Source organism: Neisseria sp. HMSC068C04, from assembly GCF_001810105.1.
GTDB classification, from domain to species: Bacteria; Pseudomonadota; Gammaproteobacteria; order Burkholderiales; family Neisseriaceae; genus Neisseria; species Neisseria flavescens_B.
This window is the reverse complement of the sequence record NZ_KV800009.1, coordinates 38,419-64,342: the sequence shown is the minus strand read 5'-3', so window position 1 is coordinate 64,342 and position 25,924 is coordinate 38,419. Positions and strand designations below refer to the sequence as shown.

The window sequence follows — 25,924 nt, the reverse complement described above, 5'->3', positions numbered from 1 at the left end:
CGTTAGAACCGACAAAGACGGCGATATTATCGAATCAGAGCCGCTATTGCTTTCCGACCCTATCGACATCATTGGCACGGGGCAAGACAATGACGGCGCGTATTATCGGATTATCAAGTTTAAAGACAAAATCACACGCCGGCATAAGACCGCCGCCCTGCCACAAGCAGAAATTGCCGGTGGGAAATGCTGGGAGCGTTTGGGGTTTTACGGCTTATTCATTGAGAGCAACCCAACAAAAAGGCGAAAACTGGCAGACTATTTGCAGAAAGAGGGAAGCCAGACAGCCTTTACCATTACCGACCGCGCAGGCTGGCACGAAGACAGCTACATTATGCCCAGCGGGGAAACCATCACAGCGACAGACAAAGACCCCGCCATTATCTACAACGGCGACACCAGCCAAGCAAAGGCATATCAGCCCAGCGGAGAGCTTACCGACTGGCAACAAAACATAGCCCGATATGCAGTAGGAAATAGCCGTTTGTGCCTTGCTTTGGGGGCTTCATTTGCCGCCCCGTTGCTTTCCCTGTTAAACGAAGAATCGGGGGGCTTCCACTTGATGGGCGATTCTTCAGACGGTAAAACCACAGCCGCAAAAGCAGCCTTGAGCGTATGGGGCAAACCATCAGGAAGCCTGTTGTCTTGGAGCGGTACAAAAATAGGCTTTTCCAACACAGCCGCCGCCCGTAATGATGGCTTGCTGGTGTTGGACGAAATAGGACAGGCAAGCCCTCACGTTATCGGCGATACTGTTTATAGCGTTATGAACGGTATCAACAAAGTGCAAGGCGCAAAACAAGGCGGAAACCGCGCTTTAAGCCGCTGGAAAGTGATGATGTTTTCCACTGGCGAAAAGGCCCCTGATTCCATCTTGAAACACCATAAGGGCGACTGGAACGCAGGACAAGCAGCCCGCCTGCCTAGTATCAGAGCCGCCGCGCAATACGGTATTTATAACACCTTACACGGATTTGAAGATGGCGCATTGTTGAGTGAGCATATCGCCCAATCAACAGAAAAATATCACGGAACGGCAGGAAGACTATTTATCCGACAGCTTTTAGACGACCTAGAACAAGCCAAACAGCAGGCAACGGAGCGCATGGCCGCATTTATGGCAACCATTCCCGAATTATCAGGACAGGCGCGCAGAGTAGCAAAACGCTTTGCGATTGCCGCCGCTGCTTTGGAACTTGCCGCCCCTGTTACCGGCTTGCCCGTAGGTGTAGGCATGGCAGGCGTGAAAAAATGCTTTGATGAATGGCTGGAAGCCAACGGAGCAGGAAAACACGAAGACCGCCGAATCATTGAGCAGGCAGAGGATTTTATCGCCCAGCACGCATTAGGCACGCGGTTTATGGAATGGAGCGATAAAAGCACCAATAAAGACCATGCAGGATATAGGAAACAGGAGGGGGAAAAATTGGAATTATGGGTAATCCGCCGTGTCTTTGCCGATGAAATCGCCCAAAGTTTCGATGAATCAAAAGTCTGCCGTGTATTGGCAGATAATGGATTGTTGAAATATAACCACAAAAACAGAGGCTACCAACACCAGCGGAAAGGCAACGGCTGGTTTCATGTTTTAGCTACAAATATAGAACTGGACGACTAATCATTTACATGGGGTTAATTCCAAAATCCCAACCAAGCCCGCCATGACCAACACAGGCGGGCTTTTTTACGTCCAAACATTCAAGCAGACCTACTTATAAAGCATAAAATCGACAGTAAGCCCCTAAATCTCAAAAATTAGAGCCATTCACACCCTACCCTATACCTACCCTACCCAAAAGCAAAACGCGCTTACAGCGCAATTACGCCCTGTTTCCGCCATGACCAACAAAGACAGACGAGGGATAAATAATTTCGACACCAATACGCGCGCGCGCGCGAGAAAAGCAGCCCCTTGAATTTTGCGAGCCCATAAAAAAGGAAAGAAGACCAAGACGCGCGAAAAGATAAAACCATATGCGCGAGGCAAAATCACTTGTTACCTTTGTTACCACAAAATTTAACATTTATAACTATATGAATATAAATATAAAAACACCGAAAAACGGTAACAAATGAACGTAACTTTACTTGTTACCGATTTGTTACCACTTGTTACCCTTTTATATTCAGATGGTTACGCTTAAAAAATAGGAGCGGTAACAAATGGTAACAAGGTTAAAATATGTGTTTTGTTACCGTGTAAGCCATGACTGGCAAGGCTTTCAGCCATTGGTAACAAGGTAACAAACGATTTTTGCGTTTTTTTCTGTATATACGCTTTCTTGTTTGGGCGCATGACTGACAGAGCCGATACAAACAAAAGCCGCCCGAAAGGCAATATCGGACGGCTGGAAGAAGAAAGCAGAGAGCACCCCACAAGCGCAGATAATTTCCAGTGTTACAATTCAACCATGTTTACAGCTTGGCAGAAATGCCGCAAAATATTTTTGCCATGCTACCCAAACGGCTTAAACTGGCAATCTAACAAAGGGGAAAATAGTGGCAAAAAAATGCACCTACCTGACATTTTTGGGGTAACTTTTGGGGTAACTTTTACTGAATATAAAGATGTGATTCTATTTAAATCAATGAGTTAATCTCAAAGTACGATTGACCCCGCCTCCACCAGATTTAAAGCGCAAACTTTTGATATAAAAAGGTTTGTGCTTTTTTTATAAACTTAAACAGGCCGTCTGAAACTTTTCAGACGGCCTGTTTTTGTCTCAAATATCTGAGTGAAAAAACTTTTTCTTTCGATACATTGCTAATAGTGCTAAAAAAGATTTCAGCCTTACATTTTTCTATCTGATTTCATATTCATTTTACGATGAGGTCTAACCGTTACACTCAATGGCAGATGATCTGACAAATGCTGCCAGTCTTTACTGTTGTGGATTTCAGAATCGATGACATCAAGGTTGCGCGTGTAAATGCGGTCGAGGCTGAGGATGGGTAGGCGCGAAGGGAAGGTTTTGGGGCGTTTGCCTGTATTATCGACAAATACTTCGTTCAAATCTAATGCCCTGCCCAGCTCACGCGCTGATTTCTGCCGCCAGTCATTGAAATCGCCGGCGATAATCAACGGGCTTTCCGGACGAATATATCGGCCAACGTAGTCACTGATGGCTCGGTATTGTTTAAGGCGGTCCGGCTCGCGCAAGTTGAGGTGGACACACAAACACACCAGCGGATCTTCCCAGCCTTCAGGCACGACTTCGCAATGCAACAGGCCGCGTTGTTCGAGTTTGTTGACGCTAATGTTGAGGTTGTTTTCCGTTTTCAGCGGCAGGCGGCTGAGAATGGCGTTGCCGTGGTGTCGTTTGGGATAGACGGCATTTTTGCCGTAGCTGCGATGATAATCGAGGCTGTCGCCGATGATGTCGTAATGCGGCGCATCGGGAAAGTCGGTACGATGGCTTCTGTTGAGATGTTGTCCTTGGACTTCTTGTAAAAACAAAACGTCCGAACCCAATGCACCTAGCGCGTCAGCCATGCGGTTGACCTGCACTTTGCGGTTGAGCGCAGACATGCCTTTGTGCATATTGTAGGAAGTAATGGTAACTGGACGGGGAGACATGATGTGTGATGAAGCGGTTTATTTGTTTCAGTATAGCACCGGAGCGTGTGGTTTTACGCCAATTTTGGTTATACTTGTTTAAAGAATAAAACGGCGTTTTGACAGGGAATTTCCCAATCAAAACGCCTTCTGTTTTTCAGACGGCCTTGCGTCCGAATCAGTTATTGATTACTTCAACATTGGTTTCAAAAGTAACAGTATGTTGGTATTTAGATGCGGTTTTGCGTTTCGGATAAGGATATTTGGAAACGCTTTTCACTGCGCGTTCGTCCATTTCAGGATTGCCGCTGGATTGAATGATATTCACGCGGTCAACATTGCCGGCAGGAGTTGTGAAAACATCCATCAAAACGATTTTAACGCTGCCGTTTTGCGCTTTCATGGCTTCCAGAGTTTCGGTATCGGCTGCTTGTGCGGTACCGAATACAGTGGCAAACAACAGGGCTGAGGCGAGGAGTTTAGTCGTTTTCATGTTTTAGTCCTTATTAGGGTTGTGGTTAGGTTAAATATTTCAGACGGCCTGATTCGTCATTATTTGAAATTCAAAATCGGCCAACCTTTTGCTTTGGCTTCTTTTTCCAGCTCGGCATCCGGATTGACGGCGACAGGTTCGTTCACGATACGCAGCAACGGCAAATCGTTTTTGGAGTCGCTGTAAAAATAAACCTTGCCGTAGCTTTCAAATGTCTCGCCACGCTCGGCAAGCCATTGGTTCAATCGGGTAATTTTGCCTTCTTTCAGGCTGGGCGTACCGATATAGTTGCCGGTATATCGGCCGTCTTCGCCGGTTTCAAGTTGTGTGCCGATAATGTTGTGAATACCGAAAAGATGGCAGATAGGGGTAATGATAAATTCGTTGGTCGAAGAAATAACCAACATTTCATCGCCCGCCATTTGATGGCTTTGCACCAACATACGCTGCATCGGAGAAATATGCGGAACAATATATTCGGCCATAAACTCGCGATGAAACTCAGCCAATTCTTCCTTGCTGAAACGGGCTAAAGGCGCGAGATGGAATTTGAGGAAGGCATCGATATCAAGACAACCGTTTTGATAGTCTTGGTAGAACTTTTCATTTTGCGCCTCGGTTTCAGCCGCATCGACTATGCCTTTTTTAATCAGGTATTGCGGCCAAGAGTGATCCGAATCGGTATTGATTAAGGTATTGTCGAGGTCGAAAATGGCAAGGTTTTTCATTGGGTTTCCTGTTGTTTTAAAAGCTGGCGCAAAAGCGGCAAAGTAATGCGCTTGCCCATCATAACGGCGTAGTTGTCGAGGGTATCGAGCATTTGCATCAGGCTGTCCATATCGCGCCGCCAATGGTTCAGCAGGTATTCGAATATTTCCGGATCGATGGTTACCTGACGGGCGGCCGCCATACTGACAAGCGCATCGATTTTTTCCCGGTCGGTCAACGGTTTGACTTCGTAAACCAAGCAATACGCCATGCGTGTGCGCAAGTCTTCGCGGATAACGAGTTGCTGCGGCGTATATTCGGAACTCAAAAGCAAAAAGCCTTTGCCGCTGTTGCGGAAGCGGTTGAAGATGGCAAACAGTAAAGCCTGTTCTTCATTGTTAAGCTTTTCGATTTGGTCAATGGCGAGATATTCCGCATCCAACGCGGCTTCTGTCAGCGGCGAAGCGGCGGCATCAATATAGAGGGCATTTCGTCCGGCATCGAGCGCCTGTGCGACCCATGCCTGCAAAAGATGACTTTTGCCTGCGCCCTCTTCGCCCCAAACATAGATAAATTGCCCATGTTTGTGCTGCAACACATACACCAGCTCGGCATTTTCTGTTCCCAGAAATTTGTCGAAGCCGGGATAATCATGGCTGGCAAAATCGAAGATGAGCTGGTTCACAAAGGCGTACCGGTTAGGTTGAAATCGGCTTTATTTTACGTTGTTTTGCCGTCCACCATCAAGGATAAAGGCCGTCTGAAGCCTATACCTGCAACATATCTGCACTTCTAAACATATCTTGACGCGCTTACGGCATTGGTTTTATTCCGCTTTGGTTTTACAATGTCGAACTTCTCGCCGAAACATTTGTCTGTTCTTTTTCAGACGGCCTTTTTATTTGGGGAACCCTAGTGATTTCTACCCTTATTGATTTCATCCTCCATATCGACCAACACCTTGTCCACCTCTCCGCCCAATACGGCCCGTGGATTTACGCGATTTTGTTTGTTGTGATTTTCTGCGAAACCGGTTTGGTCGTAACACCATTTTTGCCCGGCGACTCGCTGCTGTTTGCTGCCGGCGGTATTGCGGCCATCGGCGGCATGAACATCCACGTCATGGTATTGCTGCTCTTAGCGGCCGCCATTTTAGGCGATGCGGCCAACTTTATGATCGGCAAGTATTTTGGACAAAAACTGTTTGCCAACCCGGATTCCAAAATTTTCCGCCGTTCGTATTTGGAAAAAACCCATGCGTTCTATGAAAAACACGGCGGCAAAACCATCATCATTGCGCGCTTTGTGCCGATTGTGCGGACGTTTGCGCCATTTGTCGCAGGCATGGGCGATATGCACTACGGCACGTTTATCCGTTACAACATTATCGGCGCAGTGTTGTGGGTGTTATCGTTTTCCTATGCAGGCTACTTCTTCGCCAATATCCCCGTCGTCAAAAACAATCTGGGCTTAGTTATGGCGGCGATCATCGTGATTTCGATTTTACCCGCGGTAGTCGAAGTCATCCGCGCCAAACTTAACGCCAAAAAATAACAATCAATCGAAAAGTTTGAAAGTTTAAACACATCAAGGAATTGTCATGCCGTTGTTGTCTATTGAGTTTGCGGTATTCTTTATCGTATTTTTGCCGCTGTACTGGGCATTTGCACGTTTGCCGCAAGTTCAAAACGTTTTACTTTTGGTTGCCGGACTGGGCTGGCTTTACCGTATCGACCCTATTTTTGCCGCGCTGATTTTGGTTTACTCGTCTGTGGTTTACCTAGTCAGCGTGCTGATGTTTTCTGAAAACGAGAATATCCGCAAATTTTGGCTGGGTTGCGGTATTTCGGCGGCATTGACTGTTTTGTGTTTCTTCAAATACTTCGACTTTTTCCGCCCGATTATTCAGCAATATACGGGGCAAAGCGCCGTCATCGACATCCTTTTGCCTTTGGGTTTGTCTTATTACACTTTCCAATCGCTGGCTTACTTGGTGTATTGCTACCGCGAGCCTAAGGGAGACCGTTTTGAATGGCACGAGCTCCTACTGCATCTGAGCTTCTTCCCCACCATCACATCCGGCCCGATTATCCGTGCAGCCGCTTTTAAAAGCATAGACGGCGAACAAGCGGGCGCATTGGCGCAAATCCGCACCAAACAGGCACGCCAGCTGATTTATCCGGCTTTGGCGGTCGGCCTGATTGTATTGGGCATTGCCAAAAAATGGTGGCTTGCCGGCGTATTGGCGGAAGGCTGGGTATCGCCTGTTTTTGAAAATCCGGCCCAGTTCGACGGCTGGGGCGTGTTGTCTGCGATTTATGGCTACACCTTCCAACTCTTTTTCGACTTTTCCGGCTACTCGGATTTGGTCATCGGCTTGGCCATGCTGCTCGGCTTCCAGCTGCCGAAAAACTTTGCCGCGCCGCTTCGCGCCATCAACATCCGCGACTTCTGGGACAGGTGGCACATCAGCCTGTCCACTTGGATTCGCGACTATATCTATATCCCTTTGGGCGGCAGCAAAAAAGGCTTCGGACGCACCCAGCTCAATCTGATGATTGCCATGTTACTTTCCGGCATTTGGCATGGCTACGGCTGGAGCTTTTTGATTTGGGGCGCGCTGCACGGTGCGGCTTTGGTATTCCTTAACTGCGGCGATAAAATCGTCGGCCGCAATGCCCTAGGCCGTCTGAAAATCGGCAAACCGCTTGCCTGGCTGTTTACCTTCCATTTCGTTTGTTTCGCTTTTGTCGTGTTCAACAGCGCAACGCTTGCCGATACGGAAATGCTGTTCAGTGCCTTATTTGCCAATGACAAAGGTTGGAACGCGCCTCTGCCGACCGACCTCATGTTGCTGGGTGCATTTGCGATGATGCTTTTGCTATACCCGTATTTGCTTCGCTTATTTGAAGCATCAATAAAAGGCTTGGACAAACTGCCTGCATGGCTATGGTTTATCCCCATCACGCTTATCCTCGCCCTGATTATCGTCTTCGCCCCGTCCGGCATTCCTGGCTTTATTTACGCCAACTTCTAAGGAGCAGAACATGAAACGCTTTATCTCCCTGTTTGTTTCGATTCTGCTCAGTGCGGTTGCGCTGACGTGGTTTGCACAAAACTCCATCAATGCCTATTGGCAGCAGACCTATCATGAAAGCAGTCCGCTTGAGCCTTTATCCGAATACGCTTGGTGGCGTATCGGTGCAGATTGGCAACAAAAAGCCTACGAATTTTCAGACGGCCTGAAAGCTTCACTGGAAACAGAAGACGCTTTGGCTTCGGAAGACTCTGGTATTGAAACAACAAGGCCGTCTGAAAATACGGAAAACATTGAAGTATCAGACAATCAAAAAGACTCTGCTGCTTCCGATGTAGCTAACAATACGGATACCGCAGCCAGCGAGCCAAGCAATCAGGCTGATCAGTCGGCAACACAGGTCGTGTTGAAAAAAGGCAATAAAGTTTTCTTTGCCGGCGACTCGCTGATGCAGGGTGTTGCACCTTTCGTACAAAAACACCTCAAGCAAGAATATGGCGTACAATCGGTCAACCTCAGCAAACAAAGTACCGGTTTGTCCTACCCCAATTTCTTCGACTGGCCGAAAACCATCGAACAAACTTTACAAAAAGAACCCGACATCCGCGTTTTGGTTGTATTCTTAGGCCCTAACGACCCTTGGGATTTCCCGATGGGTAAAAAATACCTGAAGTTCGCCTCCCCCGAATGGGAGGCAGAATACCTCAACCGCGTCCGCCGTATTCTTGATGCAGCCTCCACACATGATGTCCAAGTCATTTGGCTGGGCATTCCTTACATGAAAAAAGCCAAGCTCAACGAACAGATGCGCTACCTCGACAAAATCCTGTCGGGTACGGTGTCGCCTCAAGCCATTTGGCTGCCGACCGACAAACTGTTGAGCAATGGCGCAGAAGAATATGCCGACTCTGTCAAAGTAGATGGAAAAATCATCCGTTACCGCAGCAAGGACGGCATTCACTTTTCCGCAGAAGGCCAAAAACTATTGGCCGGAAAAATTATGGAAAAAATTAATTTTACACACGATACACAACCATGAAATTTAATAAAACCTTACTCCTCACGCTTCTCGCACTCCCTATTACCGCCTGCGCAACCAATGACGGCCTGTTAAGCAACTACGGCTCCAACCGCCCTGCCTGGCTAAACAAACTGCAACAGCTCAACCATACTTCAGACGGCAAATTCCGCATTATCCAAGTCGGCGACTCCCACACCGCCGGCGACTATTTCACCGACCGCCTGCGTCGCCGTTTGCAACAACAATGGGGCAACGGCGGCATCGGTTGGGTTTACCCCAATACTGTCAAAGGCCAGCGCATGGCAACCATCCGTTACAACGGCAGCGGTTGGAACACCATCAGCAGCCGCAAATCACACAGCGATTTTTCTTTCGGCGGTATTGAAGCACGCGCCGATGGCGGCAGCGTTACCTTAAGCGCAGCCGACGGAAGCATGGATATGCAACAAATTTCCATTTTCGGCAAACCGGTTTGGTCCGAGCAAACCCTGACCGTCAACGGACGCGAAATCCCTGCCACACAAAATGGTTGGCAACTGCTGCATACCAATACCTCCCTGCCGATAACCCTCAGCAGCGGCATGCCTTGGCAAATCGGTTTCATTAATATCGAACGCCCCGGACGCGGCGTAACCGTTTCCGCCATGGGCATCAACGGCGCGCAGTTATCCCAATGGTCAAAATGGCGGCCGGGTATGTGGGAAGATTTGGCACAAACCAAAGCCGATTTAATCATCCTTGCCTACGGTACCAATGAAGCCTTTTCCGGCAATCTCGATATTTCCTCTACCGAACGGACATGGCACAATTACATCCGCCAAATCAAAAACACCCTGCCCAACGCAGGTATCCTGATCCTCGGCGCTCCGGAATCTTTGAAAACCGCCTACGGCAGCTGCGGCAACCGTCCGGTCTTGCTCAGCGAAGTACAACAAATGCAGCAACGTGTTGCCCGTGACGAAAAAATCATGTTCTGGTCTTGGCAGGATGCGATGGGCGGAGCATGCAGCATGAAAAACTGGATGGCTCAAGGCTTGGCAGCCAAAGACGGCGTTCACTTCTCTGCACAAGGTTATGAAACTGCAGCCGATAAACTTGCCGACAGCCTGATCCGCTTTGCTCAATAAATTGGCCGAAGCCTAAGTGTTTTTCATTAACAGCACATAAAAGGCCGTCTGAAATTAATATTTCAGACGGCCTGAGACCTTTGCAATAACATAGGTTACTAAAATTTTATGCTCAATCTCATTTTCAAAATGCAAAACCTTTCTGATTTTTCCTACTTTTTGCTCAATATTAGGAGGGTTTTAGTCAATTGAAAATTTTTTGGCGCATTTTTATGCGTCAAATTTCGTTAACAGGCTATTTTTGCAAAGGTCTCGGCCTTTTGTTTATCGCTTATTCAGCAAACCGCTTAATTTTTAAGCCAACATATTGTTGCTCATTCGTTGCGTTTGGTTTTCCGTAAAACGAACCAATCCTGCCTGCTTGTCAAAGCCTAATGGCTTGGCGACAAGGCGGTTGGGCAATTTGTTTAAATGATGGTTGTAGCTTCCGGCTCTGCGGTTGTACGTGCGGCGTGCCGATGCGACTTCTGCCTCTGCTGCACCCAACATTTCCATCAAACCGGCCAATTTTTCATCAGGATACTGTTTCAAAAGGCCTTTGACAGCAGTTTGCAATTTTTTCAGCGCATGATTCAATGCTGTTTCGGCTTCACACAGATGTTTGATTTTGGATTCGGAAAATGTTTTGGCAGTTTGCGCCAATGCGGTTTCGACTTCGGCACACATCTGCTGAACGTTTGGATCCGATGCAATGCCCTGCTTTTGCAGGTGTTTGCCGTATGCATCCAATACATGACGGACGGCCTGATGTCGGCAGTCAAGCGCAATGCGCAAAGAGACAAAAGATTCGCGACAGTCTTTTTTGCGGTCTTTCAACTGTTGTTTGAAATACAATAAGACGACGGCGATTGATACGAAGATAAGTGCAAGACTAATAATGCCCATAGTGAGTTCCCTAGTTATGATGCCACTCATATCGGTGGCTGATTTTATTAACGTCGATTATAATCCAATTTCAATATTTTTTCCCATTTTTCATAAAAAAGGCCGTCTGAAATTCAGACGGCCTGAAGTTTATATTTCTATTTCAATGCTTTGACTTGATGTCGATAACCCACACTTCTGATTGTGAACCCAAACGCAGGGGAATGCCCCAAAAGCCGTAGCCCGAAGTGGTGAAGAAATGGCCGTTGCCGATCGCCTCATAACCGTAAGCAAGACGATAAAGCGTACGGACGATAAGGTTGGCAGGTGCAATTTGGCCGTTGTGGACATGGCCGGAAACTTGCACATCAATCGGCAGCCGTGCATGGGCTTCGATTGAAGTAGGACGGTGGTCCATCAATAAAACCGGTAATTGGGTATTTTGACCTTCCAAAAGCTGCTCCGCACTGGGACGCTTGCGATCCAAATCATCGCTCCGCCCTACCAGCAACACACCATTCACTTCCAAAACCTGATTGGCCAAAACCGTCAAGCCTGCCGCTTCCAATTCATGCTTGATACGCTTCTGATCGCGGAACCAGTCATGATTGCCCAAAGTGGCATAAACGCCCATCGGTGCAGTCAGCTTCTGCAAATGCGGTTTCATGTTTTCTTTCAAGTACGCATCGACGGTATCGTCCATCAAATCGCCCGGCAGCAACACCATATCGACTTGTTCCTGCTTCATGATGTCCGTCAGCTTGTCTAATTGACGTGCGCCGAACAAAATCCCCAAGTGCAAATCGCTGGCCACGCCGATACGCAGCGGCTTATCCATTTTCTTATTGATGAATACGGTTTGATGGCGGACAACGGGCGTATAGGCGTTATACATCCCAAAACCGAGTAGACCGACCACAAACAAAGGCGCAAACAGCCGCAGGCTTCGTGACAGCGGTTGGCCCGCCACAAAACGGCGCAGCAAAAGATAGAGGATAAATGTCGCCAACGCGGCATACATCACAAACAGCAAGATCACCATCCAAAACGCCACCACGCGGAACATTATATGTCCCAACTCCAGCAGCAAGCCGACCAACAAGCCGTTTGTAATGAAATAGGAAATACCCATCAGCCAACGTCTGCCGACTTTGCCAATCCAAGGCGCAAACAGCCATTGCAGCGAACGCCCGAGCCCGAATGTAAACACTTGCAACAGAATGACGCTCACAAAAAACATCTTGCCAAACATGCCTTTCCGCCCTAAAAAATCAAAAGGCAGATTTTAGGCCGTCTGAAACTTTCAGTGTATAATCCTACGCGTAAAAACCCATAATATTTTGAAAGGAATCATCATGAGCCATCCCCAATCAGCCATTATTCCTGATCATGCACAAGCCGGTATTTTTATCGAAGCAGACATTTCAGACGGCCGCAACGAAGACATCAAATCTGCCTGCCGTCTTTCTTTGGAGGCTCTGGCCAAATTAAAAACCCGTTTTCCAAATGATATTTTGGGTTTGACCATTGCCTTCGGCAGCCGCGCATGGCAATCGTTCGGCCATACTGACGAAGGCAGCGAAATCAAACCTTTCCCTGAATTGGGCAACGGCCTCGCCCCTTCCACCCAACACGACCTCTATATCCACATTCAAGCCACCGAGCAAAAAGCCGCCTATGCCTTGGCACAATCTGTTTTAGGCGCATTCGGCGACAGCATCCGCGTAGCCACTGAAGAACACGGCCTGCGCCTGTATGAAGACCGCGGCTTGGACGGTTTTGTCGATGGTACGGAAAATCCGCAAGGGGATGACAATGTACGCAATGTCGCCATTATTCCCGAAGGCAAGCCGGATGCCGGCGGCAGCTATGTTTTGCTGCAAAAATACCTGCACGATTTGAAAAAATGGGATGCCGTTCCTACTGCCGTGCAAGAAGCCAGCGTAGGCCGCAGCAAAGAAACCAATGACGAATTCAGCAAAGACGTGCGCCTGCCTGACTCCCATCTCGGTCGCGTCAATGTCAAAGAAAACGGCGTTGGCCTGAAAATCGTCCGCCGCAGTCTGCCCTTCGGCAAACTCAGCGGCGAACACGGTTTGATGTTCACTTCCTATTGCAACACGCTGCACAATATTGAAGTTCAGCTACTCAATATGTTCGGCGAATCTGACGGCAAAACCGACTTGCTGTTGAAACATTTGTCTAAAGCCGTGTCAGGTGCATACTACTACGCGCCTTCTGTCGAGCGTTTACAAAATCTTTAACGGCTCAAAGGCCGTCTGAAAAAAACCTGCCTTTTCAAAGGCAGGTTTTTGTTATTTAAATTCCATTAATACTTTTATGGTATCATCATAGAAATTTATCCTATCATTGCTTAATAAACCCTGATTACAGACAATGATAAAACTGATACGCCCCAAGCGACTATTTTCGATAAAATAAACCCAATTATTATCCCTATAAAATTACGACACCATGTATAAATCCCGCCTTCTTCCCCTGCCCGTATTGATTCTCTCCGCGCTGAACGCCTATGCGACCAACACGCCGAATCCGCTTGATCAAATCGATAAAAACGTACCCAACCAATTCGACAAAGACTTCCGTGACAATCTCGATCAGATTCATTCGGTCGAAATCCAAAAACGCGAGCAGTCAGCATGGGATTTACAGAAAAAACAAGATAACGACGCAGTTACACAAAAGGGGCCGTCTGAAAACAATACCGAATGCTTGGATTACACCGGTATCGAGCTTTCCGGCATTACCCTTATCGATTCCCCAAAAATTGAAGCTAAGTTACCCAAATGCATCAATCAAAACAGCATCAACCAACTGAACCGGGACATCGTTGCCGAGTATATCGCTCAAGGCTATCCGCACACGCAAATCAAATTTGAAACCACGCCTGAACGCATCCTGAAATTGGCAGTCATCGAAGGCAAAATCCGTGAGATTACCGGCGGCTCCCGTACAGTCAACGTCGACACCCTCTTCCCCAATCATCAAGGCAAACCGCTGAACATCCAATACCTCGACCAAGGTATCGAACAGGCAAACCATGTTGCCGGCAACAACGTCAGCATCGATGTTTATCCGCATGATGACGGCACCGCCTCCATCCAACTCAACAACGATGCCCAAAAACATTGGGGCGGCAGCGTCACCATCGACAATAAAGGCAGCAAACCCAATACCACGACACTGCGCGGCAGCCTGAATATCGGCAGCCCGTTGGGATTGAGCGACTCCCTTTATTTAAACGGCTATACCAATCTAAACAACCACGACAGCCATTACAGTCGCGGCGGCAGTATGTTCTACCAAATTCCTTATGGCGCATGGACATTCAGCACTTACGCCGCCGCGTCGCAATCGCAAAGCATCTTAACGCCCAGCGTGACACGCTATGCCTACCGCTCCAAATCCAAAGCGGCAGGAATCAAAGCAGACCGCGTATTCTCACGCAGTCAAAAACACATTACCTCCGCCTATGCCGGCATCGATTATGTGAAACAGACTGCAAAATTTGCCGACAGCAAACTGGAATTGCAAAGCCCTGAAATCTATTCGGTACAAGTCGGCCTGTCGCATACAGCCATCCTTCCAAACGGCATTTGGCTCAACAATATCGGCGTGGAACAAGGATTTGCGAAAAATACCGAACATACGCCGTTCGACAAGCGCTATACCTCTGTATCCTTGCAAAGCAATTTGATTCAAAACCGCCCATTGGGTAAATGGATCGTGCGCAACCATCACCAAATCGATGCCCAATATAGCCCGCATGATTTGTTTGCCGCCAAAGAAATGGACGTCGTCGGCTATCAAAATGTACGCGGTTTCCGTTCGACTTCTTTGAGCGCAAACAGTGCAGTCCTGTTAAGCAATACCGTTTATTTCCGCCGCAATACGCCCCACGGCATCTATATCGAGCCTTATCTGGGCGCAGACATCGGCGTTGCCAAAAACAATAACGAAGGTTCGCAACGCGCCATGGGTGTGGTTGCAGGTTTGAATTTAGGCAAGGCGGACAAATGGCAACTTTCTGCCGACTATGGCAAAGGTTTTGCACGCATGCCCAACCAATCAAACAGCGAAATACAGGATCATGTGACCGTTTCTTTGCGCATTCCATTTTAAAGTTATGTAAATATATATCCTTTTATCCAATATATGAACCGCCCATCTTAACATTATTAATTTTCTATTAATATCAATAAGATGGGAGGTTTTTATTTGCATTTGAAATAGTGCACGCAAGGCCATACTGGTGGTATGATTGTAAAAAATTTCATAACAATGTTAATACATTCAAAAATTTCCTCAACAGAAATCCGATACCCGATATGGGATTTCTGATTCAATCTCCATCACGATAAATAAGGATTAAAATCCATGAAAATCGACACTTTATATCAGCCTAAGCTCTCAGCTTCCGGCAAAGTAACTGTCGCCGTGTGCTTTGCATTCCTGGGAAATGCAGCGGTAGCGGCCAATATCGAAGCCATCGGCCAAACTTCGGTACAGCAGCAACACAATGTCGACATCGTCAACATTGCCGCACCGACGGCCCAAGGTCTTTCTCACAACCAATACAACAAGTACAACGTTTCCCAACACGGCGCCGTTTTGAATAACGCCCTGTCTGCCGGTAAATCCCAACTGGCCGGAAACCTGTCTGCCAACAAAAATTTCCAAGGTCAGGCCGCATCTGTGATCTTGAACGAAGTGGTCAGCAAAAACCCTTCTCTGATCTTGGGTCAGCAAGAGATCTTCGGTATTGCCGCAGACTATGTTTTGGCAAACCCTAACGGCATTACCCACAACGGCGGCAGCATCCTGAATGCCAACCGCGCATCCTTGGTTGTCGGCACGCCAACCGTTTCAGACGGCGCGTTGAAATCTTTCAATATCAGCGACAATGGCAAACAACTGCAAGTAAACGGCAATTTGAGCGGCAACCGCGTGGTTGACCTGCTTGCTCCGCAAGTTGTTGTCGGCAAATCAGCCAACGTCAATGCCGCCGATGCCATCAACGTTTCTTCAGGCAAAAGCAACTTCGACTACAAAACCGCACAAATCGAAGCATTGGACGCTGCTTCAAATGCGCCGGTGCTTGACGGTCATATCTTCGGCAGTATGCGCGCTGGTACCATCCGTATCCACGCGACCGACAAACGCGCCAAACAAAACATTCAAAATGCCACCATTACCGGCACCCGCTACCTGAATATCGACAGCAAAGGCAACCTGAGCATCCAGTCTGCCAATCTGACCGGCGCACAAATGGAACTGTTTGCCCGCGATACCGACATCAAAGGCACGGTTACCAGCCATTCCGCCAACAAATCTTCCAGCGGCAAAGAAGCGAAAAATGTTCAGCACTTCCGTTCGGACCGCAACAAAACGGAAACCTTTACCGCCAGCAATATCAATGCATCCGAGTCATTGACTTTGAACAATAGCGGCAGCCTCAACCTAAGCGCGGCCAACATCAATGCCGGTGCGCTGACTGCATCTGCCACGGGCAACATCAATTCTAACGCGGTAAAAACAACCAACCGTACAGAATCAGACCACACTCAAAGCAAAGGTCTTTGGTACAACAACAACCTGAGCTCCTCTACTGACGAAAGCCTGCATCAAACCAAAATCAATGCCGGTTCTGTCAATATCGCCACCACAGGCAAAGTCCAATTGGACGCGACCGAACTGAACTCGGCTGCAGATGCACGCATTGCCGCCCAACAAGGCATCGTATTGAGCAGCAACAGCGAAACCGACAGCAGCTCGACTTATGTCAGCTTCAAAAATGAAACTGCAGCCCTGAAAACCGGTATCGCTACAAAATCTTCCAAAAACTCTACCGCCCATCAAACCAAAATCTCCGCAGCCGGTGATATCGGTTTAATTTCCGACGGCGATTTGAGCACTTACGGCGCAAGCATTGCGGCAAACGGCAATGTCGTTACCGATGTCAACAAGATCAACTTGGGTACTCAAACCACCATCAATACCAACAGCCTCGACGACCAGAAAAAATACTGGGGCGGCCTGTTCGGCGGTGAAAGCCAAGTTCAAAACAACCGTACCGAAAACCTGCACGGCAGCAGCATTACTGCCAACTCAAACGTAGTCTTGGGTGCAAAAAACGGTGTCAACGTTTACGGCAGTACCGTTGAAGGCCAAGCCGGTACATTCGTCAGCTCCAAAGAAGGCAACGTTGATATTAAAAATGCCACCAGCACCGATACTTCCGCACAAAGCGCGCGTAAAGGTACGATTTTCAATATCACAACCTCTAAAACCAGTAGCAACAGCAGCATTGAAAAAGTAACCGGTTCCACCCTGGTTTCCAATGCCGACCTGACCGTTGTTTCCAACAAAGACATCAATGTGATCGGCTCTGCATTGTTTGCGGCACAAAAACTGCAACTGTCTTCCGCAGGCGATTTGACCATTGATGTAGCCAAAGCGGTAGAAAACAAACAGGTTAACGAGTATTCCATCAAAGGCTACTCTGGCACCGAAACCAATAAAGAAAACGGCAGCGTGACTGCCAAAGCCGGTATCAAATTCACCGATACCCACACCGACACCCACTCTGTCGGTCTGAACGGCAGCATTTTGACCGGTAAAAACACCCAGTTGTCTTCCAACTCAAACGTTACCGTCAGTGGCAGCCAAGTCAACGGCGAAGAATCCGTCAACATTTCCGCAGCCAATGACGTCAATATTGTTGCATCCAAAGGCAGCAACACTGTAACCGAATCCGGCCGTGTAACCGATTTGGGCGTATCTGCTACTGCATACGAAAAAAATAACGTTGCAGGCGTCGGCGTATCTGTCGGCATTACCAGCACCAAAACAGATGCAACTACCGTAACGAATACATCCCATGTATCCAACATCAACACCGGCGGTAATACCACCATCACTGCAAACGGCAATATTAATCAAGAAGGTACCGTGATTAATGCGACCGGCAATGTGGTTGAAGCTGCCAAAAACGTTACCCATGCAGCGGCACACAGCGGTGCGAAATCCGATGTGAAACAAAACGGTGGCGGTTTGGTCGTTTCTGCTGGCATCAGCACCAACAAAGGTATCGGCGGTGAAATCACTGCACAAGGTCAAGGCAACTCTTCGACCCACAATGAATCCACTGCAACCGTAACCACCATCAACGCAGGCAATGCTATCGTTTTGGCAAATGACAAAGTGTCTGATGAAGGTACAAAATACGATGTTACCGGTGCAATCAACATTGATGCAGGTTCATACCACAACACTGCCGCCCACAACACCAGCAACAGCAGCAGCAAACAAGGCGGCGCTTCTTTGACTGTCGGCGCATACACCAAAGACGGTTCGAACGTTGATGTAAATGCCAACCTGAACGTCAACTACGCTGATGAAAACAAAAAAGAATCTACCGCCGTCAAAGGCGATATGAATGCTACCAATGTTGTCATCAACGCCAAAAACTCTGCTGAAATTGCATCCAACATTACTGCAAACAACAACGTCAACATTACCGCAGGCAACGGCGTAACCTTCACCGAGTCAGCCAATACTGCCTCCAACCAAGGTACAGCCGTTAATGTCGGTATCGGCGCTGGTGCGACAATCAATGTGGAAACCGGTGTTGCCGTTCCTCACGTCAATGGCTCTGTCGGCGTCAACAAAACCGATAACGCTTCTTCTACCGCCACAGGCGCAAATGTAGCGGCCGGCAATGACATTAAAATCAATGCCAACAACGGCGACGTCAACCTGCACGGTACCAATCTAGTATCCAACAACTCCGTTGAAGTAGAAGGCAACAAAGTCAATACTTCCGGCGCGATCAGCAGCGTTAACGAAAAAAATCTGACCGTCAATGTCAACGGCAGCTACGCTTCAGGCAAACTAAACGGCGGCATCAACGCCAAAGGTAAAAACGAAGCCAACGTAACCAATACGGCAAACACCATCCAAAGCAACAATGTTGTTATTACTACCGGCTCTCCAACCGGTTTGAGCGTCAACAATACGACCATCAACGGTAATAATGTTGCGTACTACTATGACGACAGTAAAGCTCCTGCGGCGAACCGTTATACCTACCGTCCTCGCCAACCAAGCTACGCCAGACGCCGTTTGCGCTACTAAGATGCGCTATTGAAGCCATTTAATAGCCATTAAGACATGCCGTCTGAAAACAGAAAGTTTTCAGACGGCATTTTTATCATCAATGCAAAACAACACACTATCTCTGTTATGATAATGCCTCGCTAATATTATTCCGTTCCCACCATGTCTTCCGCCCTTCCTTTTGACGCGCTCACACTTTCCATCGACGGTACCAACCTCATCGAAGCTTCTGCCGGTACGGGTAAAACCTACGGCATTGCCGCGCTCTTTACCCGACTGATTGTTTTAGAAAAAAAAGACATCGAGAAAATTCTGGTCGTTACCTTTACCAAAGCGGCGACGGCAGAACTGAAAACCCGTTTGCGCGCGCGTTTGGACGAAGTGTTGCAGGTTTTGAACGAAATCCAAACCTTGGGCGGCGAGCCGGAACATATTTCAGACGGCCTGAACAAATATTACGAAAAAGAGAAAAAATCTCCCGATGACTTTCTCAATCGTTTGATTCCTTTGGCTTTAGGCGAGCAAGACGGACAGGAAAGCTGCCATCGCCTGATTCTCCGCCTCAAAGCCGCACTAAGCCAGTTTGACAACGCATCGATTTACACCATCCATGGCTTCTGTCAGCGCGTCTTGCGCGATTACGCGTTTTTGTGCGGTGCGCCTTTGGATGTCGAGCTGTCGGACGACTCGCGCGAGAGGCTGCTGATTCCTGCGCAGGACTTTTGGCGGCAGAAAGTGGCAACCGATGCCACATTGGCACAATTGGTTTTTGACCGGAAATGCACGCCTGAAGAAATGCTTGCCGAAATCAAAAACTACACCGGCCGCCCCTATCTGAAATTCAGACGGCCTGAAGGCGATTTGAAAGAAGCCCAAGCCAACCTTCAAGAAACATGGCAAAAAGTTTGCGGCCAGTTGGAAGACCTGGAAAAAGCGTTTTGGGCAATCTTTCCCAAACTTAATGGCCAGACCTACAAAAGAAATACCTTTGAAAATGTTTTTACCGATTTAAAAACAAACGCCGAATCCAACCGTCTGCCCCGCCTGAGCAAACAAACGCTAGGAAAACTAAACCATTTCAGTATCGATACACTCAACAGCAAACTGAAAAAAGAATATAAAGCCGATGCTGATGCGCCGGAAATTATTCAGCTGCAAGCCTTGGCCAATCTCGGTCGTGATTTGCAAGCAATGGAAAGCGCGGAAGAAGCGGTCTTCATCTGCCTGCAACTCGATCTCCTTTCCTACATCAACCAATCTGTTGCCGAACAAAAAAAATCACGCCGCGAGCGCGTGTTTGACGATTTGCTGCTGGATGTCCATCAGGCATTGACCACCAGTGAACACGGCAACGCATTGGCAAAAGCGGCGGCGGCAAACTGGGAAATCGCGCTGATTGACGAATTCCAAGATACCGACCCGTTGCAGTACGAAACTTTCCGCCAAATTTTTATCGAACAAGGCTGCCCGCTGTTTCTCGTTGGCGACCCCAAACAGGCGATTTACAGCTTTCGCGGTGCGGACATTTACGCCTATCTGCAAGCCGCGCAAGATGCGGACAGGCATTACACCCTTGCCGTCAACTACCGCAGCCATGCCAAGCTGATCAACGGCATCAGCGCCTTGTTCAAACAAAAAAAACACCCCTTTGTATTGGAAAACATCGATTACAGCGATGTCTCCGCCAGCCGTGCCGAAAGCCGGCTGTCGCCACACCGCCCCGCCATCCAAGTGCGCTGGCTCAATACGGACGATCAAACCGGCAAAGAGATTTTGCGCGGCCGTGCCGCCGAATATTGCGCCGATGAAATTGCCTTTGCGCTCAATGAAGCAGCCGAAGGCCGTCTGAACTTTAAAGGCCGCGCGCTGGAATCCGGCGATATTGCCGTCTTGGTGCGCACCAATAACGAAGCGGCAATGATTGCTGGAAAACTGAAACAGCGCCGTATCCAAAGCGTGTTGCTGTCGCGCCAGTCCGTTTTCGATTCCGCCGAGGCCGACTCGCTGTCCGCACTGATCGGCTTTTGGCTCAACCCAAGGCAAACCGACTGGCTGCGCTTTGTCTTGACCGGCATTTTGTTCGGCTATACCGCCAAAGAAATTTACGAACTCAACCACAACGAACACCAGCTGCTGAAATGGCTGGAGTCGTCTGCCGAGGCCATGGAAAAATGGCGGAAAGGCGGCATTTTTGCCGCCGTGCAGCAGTTTGCCGCCCTTCATGACATCGAAACACGCCTGCTCAAAGGCGGCAACGAACGCAGCCTGACCAACTACTACCAAATTCTGGAACTTTTGGCCGAAGAAGACAGCCAAAGCCGCAACCCTGCCGCCCTGCATAAATGGTTAAACGAACAAATCAGCCGTGCGCGCAGCGGCCATTTCCCGTCAGACGCGCAAACCATCCGTCTTGAAAGCGACGAAAAACTGGTCAAAATCGTTACCATGCACGCGTCGAAAGGTTTACAATATCCTTTGGTGTACTGCCCCTTCGCATGGGATACCAAAGACAATTCCAAAGAAAACTGGAAAATCCTGCATACCGAAAACCACGAAACCGAGCTGCTGGCAACATCGCAAACCTCGGAAGCAGAACTAAGCCACCTTGCCGACGAAAAGACGGCAGAAGATTTACGTCTGCTTTATGTTGCCCTTACCCGCGCCGAAGAACAGCTCAACATCTACGCCGCCGCCAACAAAAACTGTACGCCAAACAATCCTTTTGCCTACCTGCTCGAAGGTTTGCCAGATGCCGACCGCGAAAGCGTCAGCCAAAGCTATAAAAGCGCGACAGACGTTGTGGAAATGCTCAAGATCAACTGGCAACGCTTTATTAAAAACGCGCCTGAAAATACGGAGTTTACCTTCACGGAAGAAGCCCCGCTGGAAACCGTCTACCAATACAGCCGCCAGCAAGACCAAGCCTTAAGCGCACATAGCATTAAACGCCACGATTTTGACTTTATCCGCCACACCAGCTTTACCGGTTTGAGCCGGCACACCAAGTCAACCGACGAACAACACGAGCCTTTGCAACCTGCCATCGACCCGGCAGAAAGCGCAGACCGTGCCATGCCGTCTGAAAACCTGCCGTCCCCGCTTTCAGACGGCCTCGATATCCACCATTTTCCCCGCGGTACCAATGCCGGCGTATGTTTGCATGAAATGTTGGAAAAACTCGACTTCGCCGCCTCTGCCGAGAGCCAATCCGAAATGATTGCCGAAGTTTTGCAACGCCACAGCTTTGAAGATAAATGGCTGCCGACGGTAAGCACTATGCTTGATACCTGCCGCCTGACGCCTTTAATCGGTGAGAGCCTGTCGCAGATTCCGCCGACCCGACGCCTGCCCGAAATGGGGTTCACCCTGTACATGGACGATTTCAAACTGGACGACTTGCGCCGTTGGTTCGCATCAAGCGAAGCAAACCTGCCGCCCGAATGCGTCCAAGCCGCGCAACTGCTTGATTTCCATGATTTGCAAGGCTATTTAAACGGCTTTATCGATATGGTTTGCCAAGATTCAGACGGCAATGTCGTTTTAATCGACTACAAATCCAACCATTTGGGCAACGATGCAAGCGCGTACACGCAACAGGCGATGAACGAAGCCGTAGCGCATCATCACTACTACCTGCAAGCCCTGATCTACGCCGTTGCCATCGCGCGCTACCATGCCCTGCGCGGCAAGCTGTTGCCCAAAATCGCCATCCGCTACCTCTTCCTGCGCGGCATGGACGGATCGGAACGAGGCATTTGGAAATGGGACATCGATACCGCCCTGCTTTCCACTTTTGTTGAGCGAAAAGCAAATACTTGATAAATCATCTTGTTAAGCCGTCAAAAAGGCCGTCTGAAAATGTTTCAGACGGCCTTTGATTATTTGTGCAAACCGCATTCCTTACTGTCTTTGCTTTCCCACCACCATCGTCCGGCGCGGATATTTTCGCCCAACTTGACCGGACGCGTGCAGGGTTCGCACCCAATGCTGGGATAGCCCTGATGATACAGCGCATTGAGCGGTACTTGGTGCTCGTGCGCATATGCCCAAACGTCCTGCTCTTCCCAATCGAAAATAGGATTGAATTTGGCGATGTTGCGGCCTGTATCCAGCTCTTCAAAATTCAATTCGCTGCGCGTTTCGGACTGGCTGCGGCGTTGTCCGGTCAACCATGCGGGTGCGTTGTGCAAAGCGCGGTTGAGCGGTTCGATTTTGCGGATATAGCAGCAACGGCGGCGCAACTCGACGCTGTCGTACATGGCGGTTGAGCCGAATTCCTCTTCAAATTCATCGGCGGTTTGTCGGTTGGGATAAAACACTTCCAATTCGGTTTGATAACGCGCATTGGTTTCGGCAATCAGTGCGGCGGTTTCAGGATTGAGTTTGCCCGTATTGAGCGTGATGATGCGGATGGGCAGTTTCAGACGGCACACGGCATCGGTAATGACCATATCTTCAACCGCAAGGCTGGATGCGAACACGGCTTGCGGATAGCGTGCGGCAATGTCTTGCAAACGGCGCTCCAAAGCGGCCGCCAACTCAGGCAGGCGGCGGCGTTCGGCATCGCTGATTTCGGGGATTTTCCAGAATTGAGGACGGAATAAAGACATGGCTGGTTGTTCCTAATAATTTTCAGACGGCCTGTTTAAACGGCTGCCGATATGGTTATGGAACAATATTGTCCTGCGCCCTATCTTCAAACGGAAAGAATGCTTTTCTATTTCTTTATAACCAAAGCGTCTGCTGCTGGTTTTTCGGCAGCAAATGACTCACGCCGATACCGATCAGGCGGAAGGCGTCTTCGCGTTGCGGCGGTATGCGTTGCAACAAAGTATGCGCCGCCTGAAGCAGTGAGGCGCTGTCGGGAAGGACGGAAGAATACGTCAGCGAACGCGTGATAATGCGGAAATCGTGGGTTTTGAGTTTGAGGGTAACGCCTTTGGCTTCGACGTTTTTGCGCTCAATCTGCCGCCAAAGGTCTTCGGCAAGGTGCGGTAAATGGCTCGAAGCCTGCGCCAAAGACAAATCTTCGGGCAAGGTGATTTCGGTTGAGATTTGCAGGCGTTCGCGTTCGGCTTTGACCGGCCGCTCGTCGATACCGCGTGCCAAATCATAAAGACGGTAGCCGTAGCGGCCGAAATGGTTTAAAAGTTCGCCACGCTCAAAACGGCGTAAATCGCCGGCAGTCTGCATACCGAGGGCATTCATCTTTTTCAGCGTGACTTTGCCGACACCGGGAATCTTACCCAACGGCAAGCTCTCCAAAAACGCCATGATTTTTTGTGGCGGCAGCACAAACTGTCCGTTCGGTTTGCGCCAGTCGGATGCGATTTTGGCCAAAAACTTATTGGGCGCGATGCCTGCGGAGGCTGTCAAACCGGTTTCTTCAAAAATTTCGGCACGAATGCGTTTGGCCACCTCGCTGGCGTACGGGATATTTTCAAAATTTCGGGTAACATCCAAATAAGCCTCGTCCAAAGACAAAGGCTCGATCAAATCGGTATAACTCCGAAATACAGCATGAATCTGCGCCGAAACTTGGCGGTACAAATCAAAATGCGGCGGCACAAACACCGCCTGCGGACACAGCCTTTTCGCTGTCGCCACCGACATCGCCGAGTGCAAACCGAATTTGCGCGCTTCATAAGAAGCGGCACAAATAACCGACCGCGTACCGTCCCACGCCACAACGACGGGCAGCCCTTTCAGGTGCGGCTGCTCGCGCAGTTCTACCGAAGCGTAGAATGCGTCCATATCGATATGGATGATTTTGCGTTGGGACATGGGAAAAGGTGGATAAGAAAAAGGCTTATTGTAGCAAAAGGCCGTCTGAAGTTTCAGACGGCCTCTATGTTTAAGCCTTATTTTTTACTGGAAAGCTGGTCAAACAATCCGCCGTCGGCAAAGAATTTTTTCATGATTTCTTCCCACGTGCCAAATTTCTCATTCGGATTAAACGTCTCAATTTCAGGGAAATCGGCTTTGTGTTTCGCCAATACTTCGGCATTGCGCGGACGCAGGTAAAGATTGGCGGCCAACTCTTGGGCCGGTTCGCTCCAAAGGTTTTGCAGATACGCTTCGGCAGCGGCGCGTGTGCCTTTCTTATCGACTACGCTGTCCACGACGGCAACCGGTGCTTCGGAAAGAATGGTGTAGCTTGGGTAGACAATTTCAAATTGGTCTTGGGTCAGCTTTTTGCTGACGTAGTTGGCCTCATTTTCAAAGGTAACCAGAACATCGCCGATATGGCGTTGACTAAAGGTCGTTGTCGCCGCGCGGCCGCCGTTTTCAAACACAGGCGTGTTTTTTAGTAATGCGGCCACAAAATCTTTGGTTTTGCCTTCATCGCCGTTATTCACTTTCAAACCATAACCGTACGCACCCAAAAAGGCGTAGCGGCCGTTGCCGGTGGTTTTCGGGTTGGCCAAAACAATTTGCACGCCGTCTTTAGCCAAATCGCCCCAGTCTTGGATGTGTTTCGGATTACCTTTGCGTACCAAGAAAACGACGTTGCTGGTATAAGGTACGGCATTGTCCGGCAGGCGCGTGTTCCAATCGGCTTTGACCAAACCTTTTTTTACCAAAAGCTCGATATCGGAAGTCTGGTTCATGGTCACCACATCGGCAGCCAAACCATTAGCGACAGCCAAAGCCTGCTTGCTGGAGCCGCCGTGAGACTGTTGGACCTCAACCGACTGTCCGCCGTTTTTTGCGGCAAACTCTTTGACAAATAAAGGATTGTATTCTTTATAAAAATCGCGGGCGACATCGTAGGAGACGTTCAGCAATTTGACTTCGCCCCCCTTACCTCCGGCAGCTTGAGAGGCATTGTCGGCGGATTGTTCGGCTTTTGGCGAGCACGCGCTCAAAGCCAGCGCGGTGGTCAAAGCGGCAAAAGAAAGCGTACGGATATTCATGATCGGCTCCTGTTAAAAATATGGGAGCACTTTATCGGGATTGGATGCAAACTGGAAATAAT

Annotated in this window: 19 protein-coding genes; 10 read left to right on the top strand and 9 right to left on the bottom strand. The window is 48.9% G+C overall.

Annotated features, from left to right (window positions below; genetic code table 11):
• Both HMPREF2700_RS10935 and HMPREF2700_RS11730 read left to right on the top strand, forming a co-directional pair.
• Positions 1 to 1,618 (top strand): DUF927 domain-containing protein (locus tag HMPREF2700_RS10935; protein WP_070592094.1); only part of this gene is annotated, 1,618 nt, incomplete at its 5' end.
• 676 nt (positions 1,619 to 2,294) lie between these two features.
• Positions 2,295 to 2,597, top strand: a complete 303-nt coding sequence (locus HMPREF2700_RS11730) for a hypothetical protein (protein WP_141745860.1) — start codon at positions 2,295 to 2,297, stop codon at positions 2,595 to 2,597.
• 194 nt (positions 2,598 to 2,791) lie between these two features.
• Here the strand turns inward: HMPREF2700_RS11730 and HMPREF2700_RS10930 are convergent, their stop codons facing one another.
• From HMPREF2700_RS10930 to hda, 4 genes are all read right to left on the bottom strand, one after another.
• Entirely contained in the window at positions 2,792 to 3,577 is a 786-nt protein-coding gene (locus HMPREF2700_RS10930; RefSeq protein WP_070592093.1) for an endonuclease/exonuclease/phosphatase family protein, read from the bottom strand.
• Between the two features lie 157 nt (positions 3,578 to 3,734).
• The gene (locus HMPREF2700_RS10925; protein WP_070592091.1) at positions 3,735 to 4,049 is read right to left on the bottom strand and encodes a TonB family protein; all 315 of its coding nucleotides are present in this window, start codon (positions 4,047 to 4,049) and stop codon (positions 3,735 to 3,737) included.
• 59 nt (positions 4,050 to 4,108) lie between these two features.
• A complete protein-coding gene (locus HMPREF2700_RS10920; protein ID WP_070592089.1) occupies positions 4,109 to 4,777 on the bottom strand; it encodes a histidinol-phosphatase in 669 nt (222 codons plus the stop codon).
• Positions 4,774 to 5,442: a DnaA regulatory inactivator Hda gene (hda, locus tag HMPREF2700_RS10915; protein ID WP_070592087.1), complete on the bottom strand. Its 669-nt coding sequence runs from the start codon at positions 5,440 to 5,442 to the stop codon at positions 4,774 to 4,776. Before hda ends, HMPREF2700_RS10920 begins: the two co-directional genes overlap by 4 nt.
• 230 nt (positions 5,443 to 5,672) lie before the next feature.
• Between hda and HMPREF2700_RS10910 the strand changes: the two genes are divergently transcribed.
• From HMPREF2700_RS10910 to HMPREF2700_RS10895, 4 genes are read left to right on the top strand one after another with little or no spacing between them, the layout of a single operon-like run.
• The gene (locus HMPREF2700_RS10910; RefSeq protein ID WP_070592086.1) at positions 5,673 to 6,311 is read left to right on the top strand and encodes a DedA family protein; all 639 of its coding nucleotides are present in this window, start codon (positions 5,673 to 5,675) and stop codon (positions 6,309 to 6,311) included.
• Positions 6,312 to 6,357: 46 nt separating this feature from the next.
• A complete protein-coding gene (locus tag HMPREF2700_RS10905; protein WP_070592084.1) occupies positions 6,358 to 7,794 on the top strand; it encodes an MBOAT family O-acyltransferase in 1,437 nt (478 codons plus the stop codon).
• 10 nt (positions 7,795 to 7,804) lie between these two features.
• Complete coding sequence (patB, locus tag HMPREF2700_RS10900) at positions 7,805 to 8,833, top strand: peptidoglycan O-acetyltransferase PatB (RefSeq protein WP_070592083.1); 1,029 nt, start codon at positions 7,805 to 7,807, stop codon at positions 8,831 to 8,833.
• Positions 8,830 to 9,942 (top strand): SGNH/GDSL hydrolase family protein, encoded by a 1,113-nt coding sequence (locus tag HMPREF2700_RS10895; protein WP_070592081.1) that lies wholly within the window; start codon positions 8,830 to 8,832, stop codon positions 9,940 to 9,942. The genes patB and HMPREF2700_RS10895 overlap by 4 nt, the downstream gene beginning before the upstream one ends.
• A 294-nt stretch (positions 9,943 to 10,236) precedes the next feature.
• Here the strand turns inward: HMPREF2700_RS10895 and HMPREF2700_RS10890 are convergent, their stop codons facing one another.
• Together HMPREF2700_RS10890 and HMPREF2700_RS10885 are read right to left on the bottom strand one after the other, a co-directional pair.
• The gene (locus HMPREF2700_RS10890; protein ID WP_070592080.1) at positions 10,237 to 10,827 is read right to left on the bottom strand and encodes a LemA family protein; all 591 of its coding nucleotides are present in this window, start codon (positions 10,825 to 10,827) and stop codon (positions 10,237 to 10,239) included.
• 142 nt (positions 10,828 to 10,969) lie between these two features.
• On the bottom strand, positions 10,970 to 12,058 hold the full coding sequence (locus tag HMPREF2700_RS10885) for a metallophosphoesterase (RefSeq protein WP_070592079.1): 1,089 nt from the start codon (positions 12,056 to 12,058) through the stop codon (positions 10,970 to 10,972).
• A 103-nt stretch (positions 12,059 to 12,161) separates the two neighbouring features.
• On the opposite strand from HMPREF2700_RS10885, the gene HMPREF2700_RS10880 reads away from it, so the two are divergent.
• From HMPREF2700_RS10880 to recB, 4 genes are all read left to right on the top strand, one after another.
• Positions 12,162 to 13,070 (top strand): Dyp-type peroxidase, encoded by a 909-nt coding sequence (locus HMPREF2700_RS10880; protein WP_070592077.1) that lies wholly within the window; start codon positions 12,162 to 12,164, stop codon positions 13,068 to 13,070.
• A 211-nt stretch (positions 13,071 to 13,281) separates the two neighbouring features.
• Positions 13,282 to 14,949 carry a ShlB/FhaC/HecB family hemolysin secretion/activation protein gene (locus HMPREF2700_RS10875; protein WP_070592075.1) on the top strand — a complete coding sequence of 556 codons (1,668 nt, stop codon included), beginning with the start codon at positions 13,282 to 13,284 and terminating at the stop codon, positions 14,947 to 14,949.
• A 255-nt stretch (positions 14,950 to 15,204) separates the two neighbouring features.
• Positions 15,205 to 18,963, top strand: a complete 3,759-nt coding sequence (locus tag HMPREF2700_RS10870) for a beta strand repeat-containing protein (protein ID WP_070592074.1) — start codon at positions 15,205 to 15,207, stop codon at positions 18,961 to 18,963.
• A gap of 144 nt (positions 18,964 to 19,107) precedes the next feature.
• Complete coding sequence (recB, locus tag HMPREF2700_RS10865; protein ID WP_070592073.1) at positions 19,108 to 22,764, top strand: exodeoxyribonuclease V subunit beta; 3,657 nt, start codon at positions 19,108 to 19,110, stop codon at positions 22,762 to 22,764.
• Positions 22,765 to 22,823: 59 nt separating this feature from the next.
• On the opposite strand, the gene HMPREF2700_RS10860 is transcribed toward recB, so the two are convergent.
• The 3 genes from HMPREF2700_RS10860 to HMPREF2700_RS10850 form a co-directional block, all read right to left on the bottom strand.
• Positions 22,824 to 23,555 carry a phosphoadenylyl-sulfate reductase gene (locus HMPREF2700_RS10860; RefSeq protein ID WP_070592071.1) on the bottom strand — a complete coding sequence of 244 codons (732 nt, stop codon included), beginning with the start codon at positions 23,553 to 23,555 and terminating at the stop codon, positions 22,824 to 22,826.
• Between the two features lie 115 nt (positions 23,556 to 23,670).
• Positions 23,671 to 24,729: a DNA polymerase IV gene (dinB, locus tag HMPREF2700_RS10855; RefSeq protein ID WP_070592070.1), complete on the bottom strand. Its 1,059-nt coding sequence runs from the start codon at positions 24,727 to 24,729 to the stop codon at positions 23,671 to 23,673.
• A gap of 77 nt (positions 24,730 to 24,806) precedes the next feature.
• Positions 24,807 to 25,856: a sulfate ABC transporter substrate-binding protein gene (locus HMPREF2700_RS10850; protein WP_210389913.1), complete on the bottom strand. Its 1,050-nt coding sequence runs from the start codon at positions 25,854 to 25,856 to the stop codon at positions 24,807 to 24,809.
• Positions 25,857 to 25,924 lie beyond the last annotated feature (68 nt).

Coding starts and splice junctions, on each gene's coding strand:
- HMPREF2700_RS11730 (WP_141745860.1), top strand. CDS start 2,295: ATGACTGACAGAGCCGATACAAACAAAAGCCGCCCGAAAGGCAATATC.
- HMPREF2700_RS10930 (WP_070592093.1), bottom strand. CDS start 3,577: ATGTCTCCCCGTCCAGTTACCATTACTTCCTACAATATGCACAAAGGC.
- HMPREF2700_RS10925 (WP_070592091.1), bottom strand. CDS start 4,049: ATGAAAACGACTAAACTCCTCGCCTCAGCCCTGTTGTTTGCCACTGTA.
- HMPREF2700_RS10920 (WP_070592089.1), bottom strand. CDS start 4,777: ATGAAAAACCTTGCCATTTTCGACCTCGACAATACCTTAATCAATACC.
- HMPREF2700_RS10905 (WP_070592084.1), top strand. CDS start 6,358: ATGCCGTTGTTGTCTATTGAGTTTGCGGTATTCTTTATCGTATTTTTG.
- patB (WP_070592083.1), top strand. CDS start 7,805: ATGAAACGCTTTATCTCCCTGTTTGTTTCGATTCTGCTCAGTGCGGTT.
- HMPREF2700_RS10895 (WP_070592081.1), top strand. CDS start 8,830: ATGAAATTTAATAAAACCTTACTCCTCACGCTTCTCGCACTCCCTATT.
- HMPREF2700_RS10890 (WP_070592080.1), bottom strand. CDS start 10,827: ATGGGCATTATTAGTCTTGCACTTATCTTCGTATCAATCGCCGTCGTC.
- HMPREF2700_RS10885 (WP_070592079.1), bottom strand. CDS start 12,058: ATGTTTGGCAAGATGTTTTTTGTGAGCGTCATTCTGTTGCAAGTGTTT.
- HMPREF2700_RS10880 (WP_070592077.1), top strand. CDS start 12,162: ATGAGCCATCCCCAATCAGCCATTATTCCTGATCATGCACAAGCCGGT.
- HMPREF2700_RS10875 (WP_070592075.1), top strand. CDS start 13,282: ATGTATAAATCCCGCCTTCTTCCCCTGCCCGTATTGATTCTCTCCGCG.
- HMPREF2700_RS10870 (WP_070592074.1), top strand. CDS start 15,205: ATGAAAATCGACACTTTATATCAGCCTAAGCTCTCAGCTTCCGGCAAA.
- recB (WP_070592073.1), top strand. CDS start 19,108: ATGTCTTCCGCCCTTCCTTTTGACGCGCTCACACTTTCCATCGACGGT.
- HMPREF2700_RS10860 (WP_070592071.1), bottom strand. CDS start 23,555: ATGTCTTTATTCCGTCCTCAATTCTGGAAAATCCCCGAAATCAGCGAT.
- dinB (WP_070592070.1), bottom strand. CDS start 24,729: ATGTCCCAACGCAAAATCATCCATATCGATATGGACGCATTCTACGCT.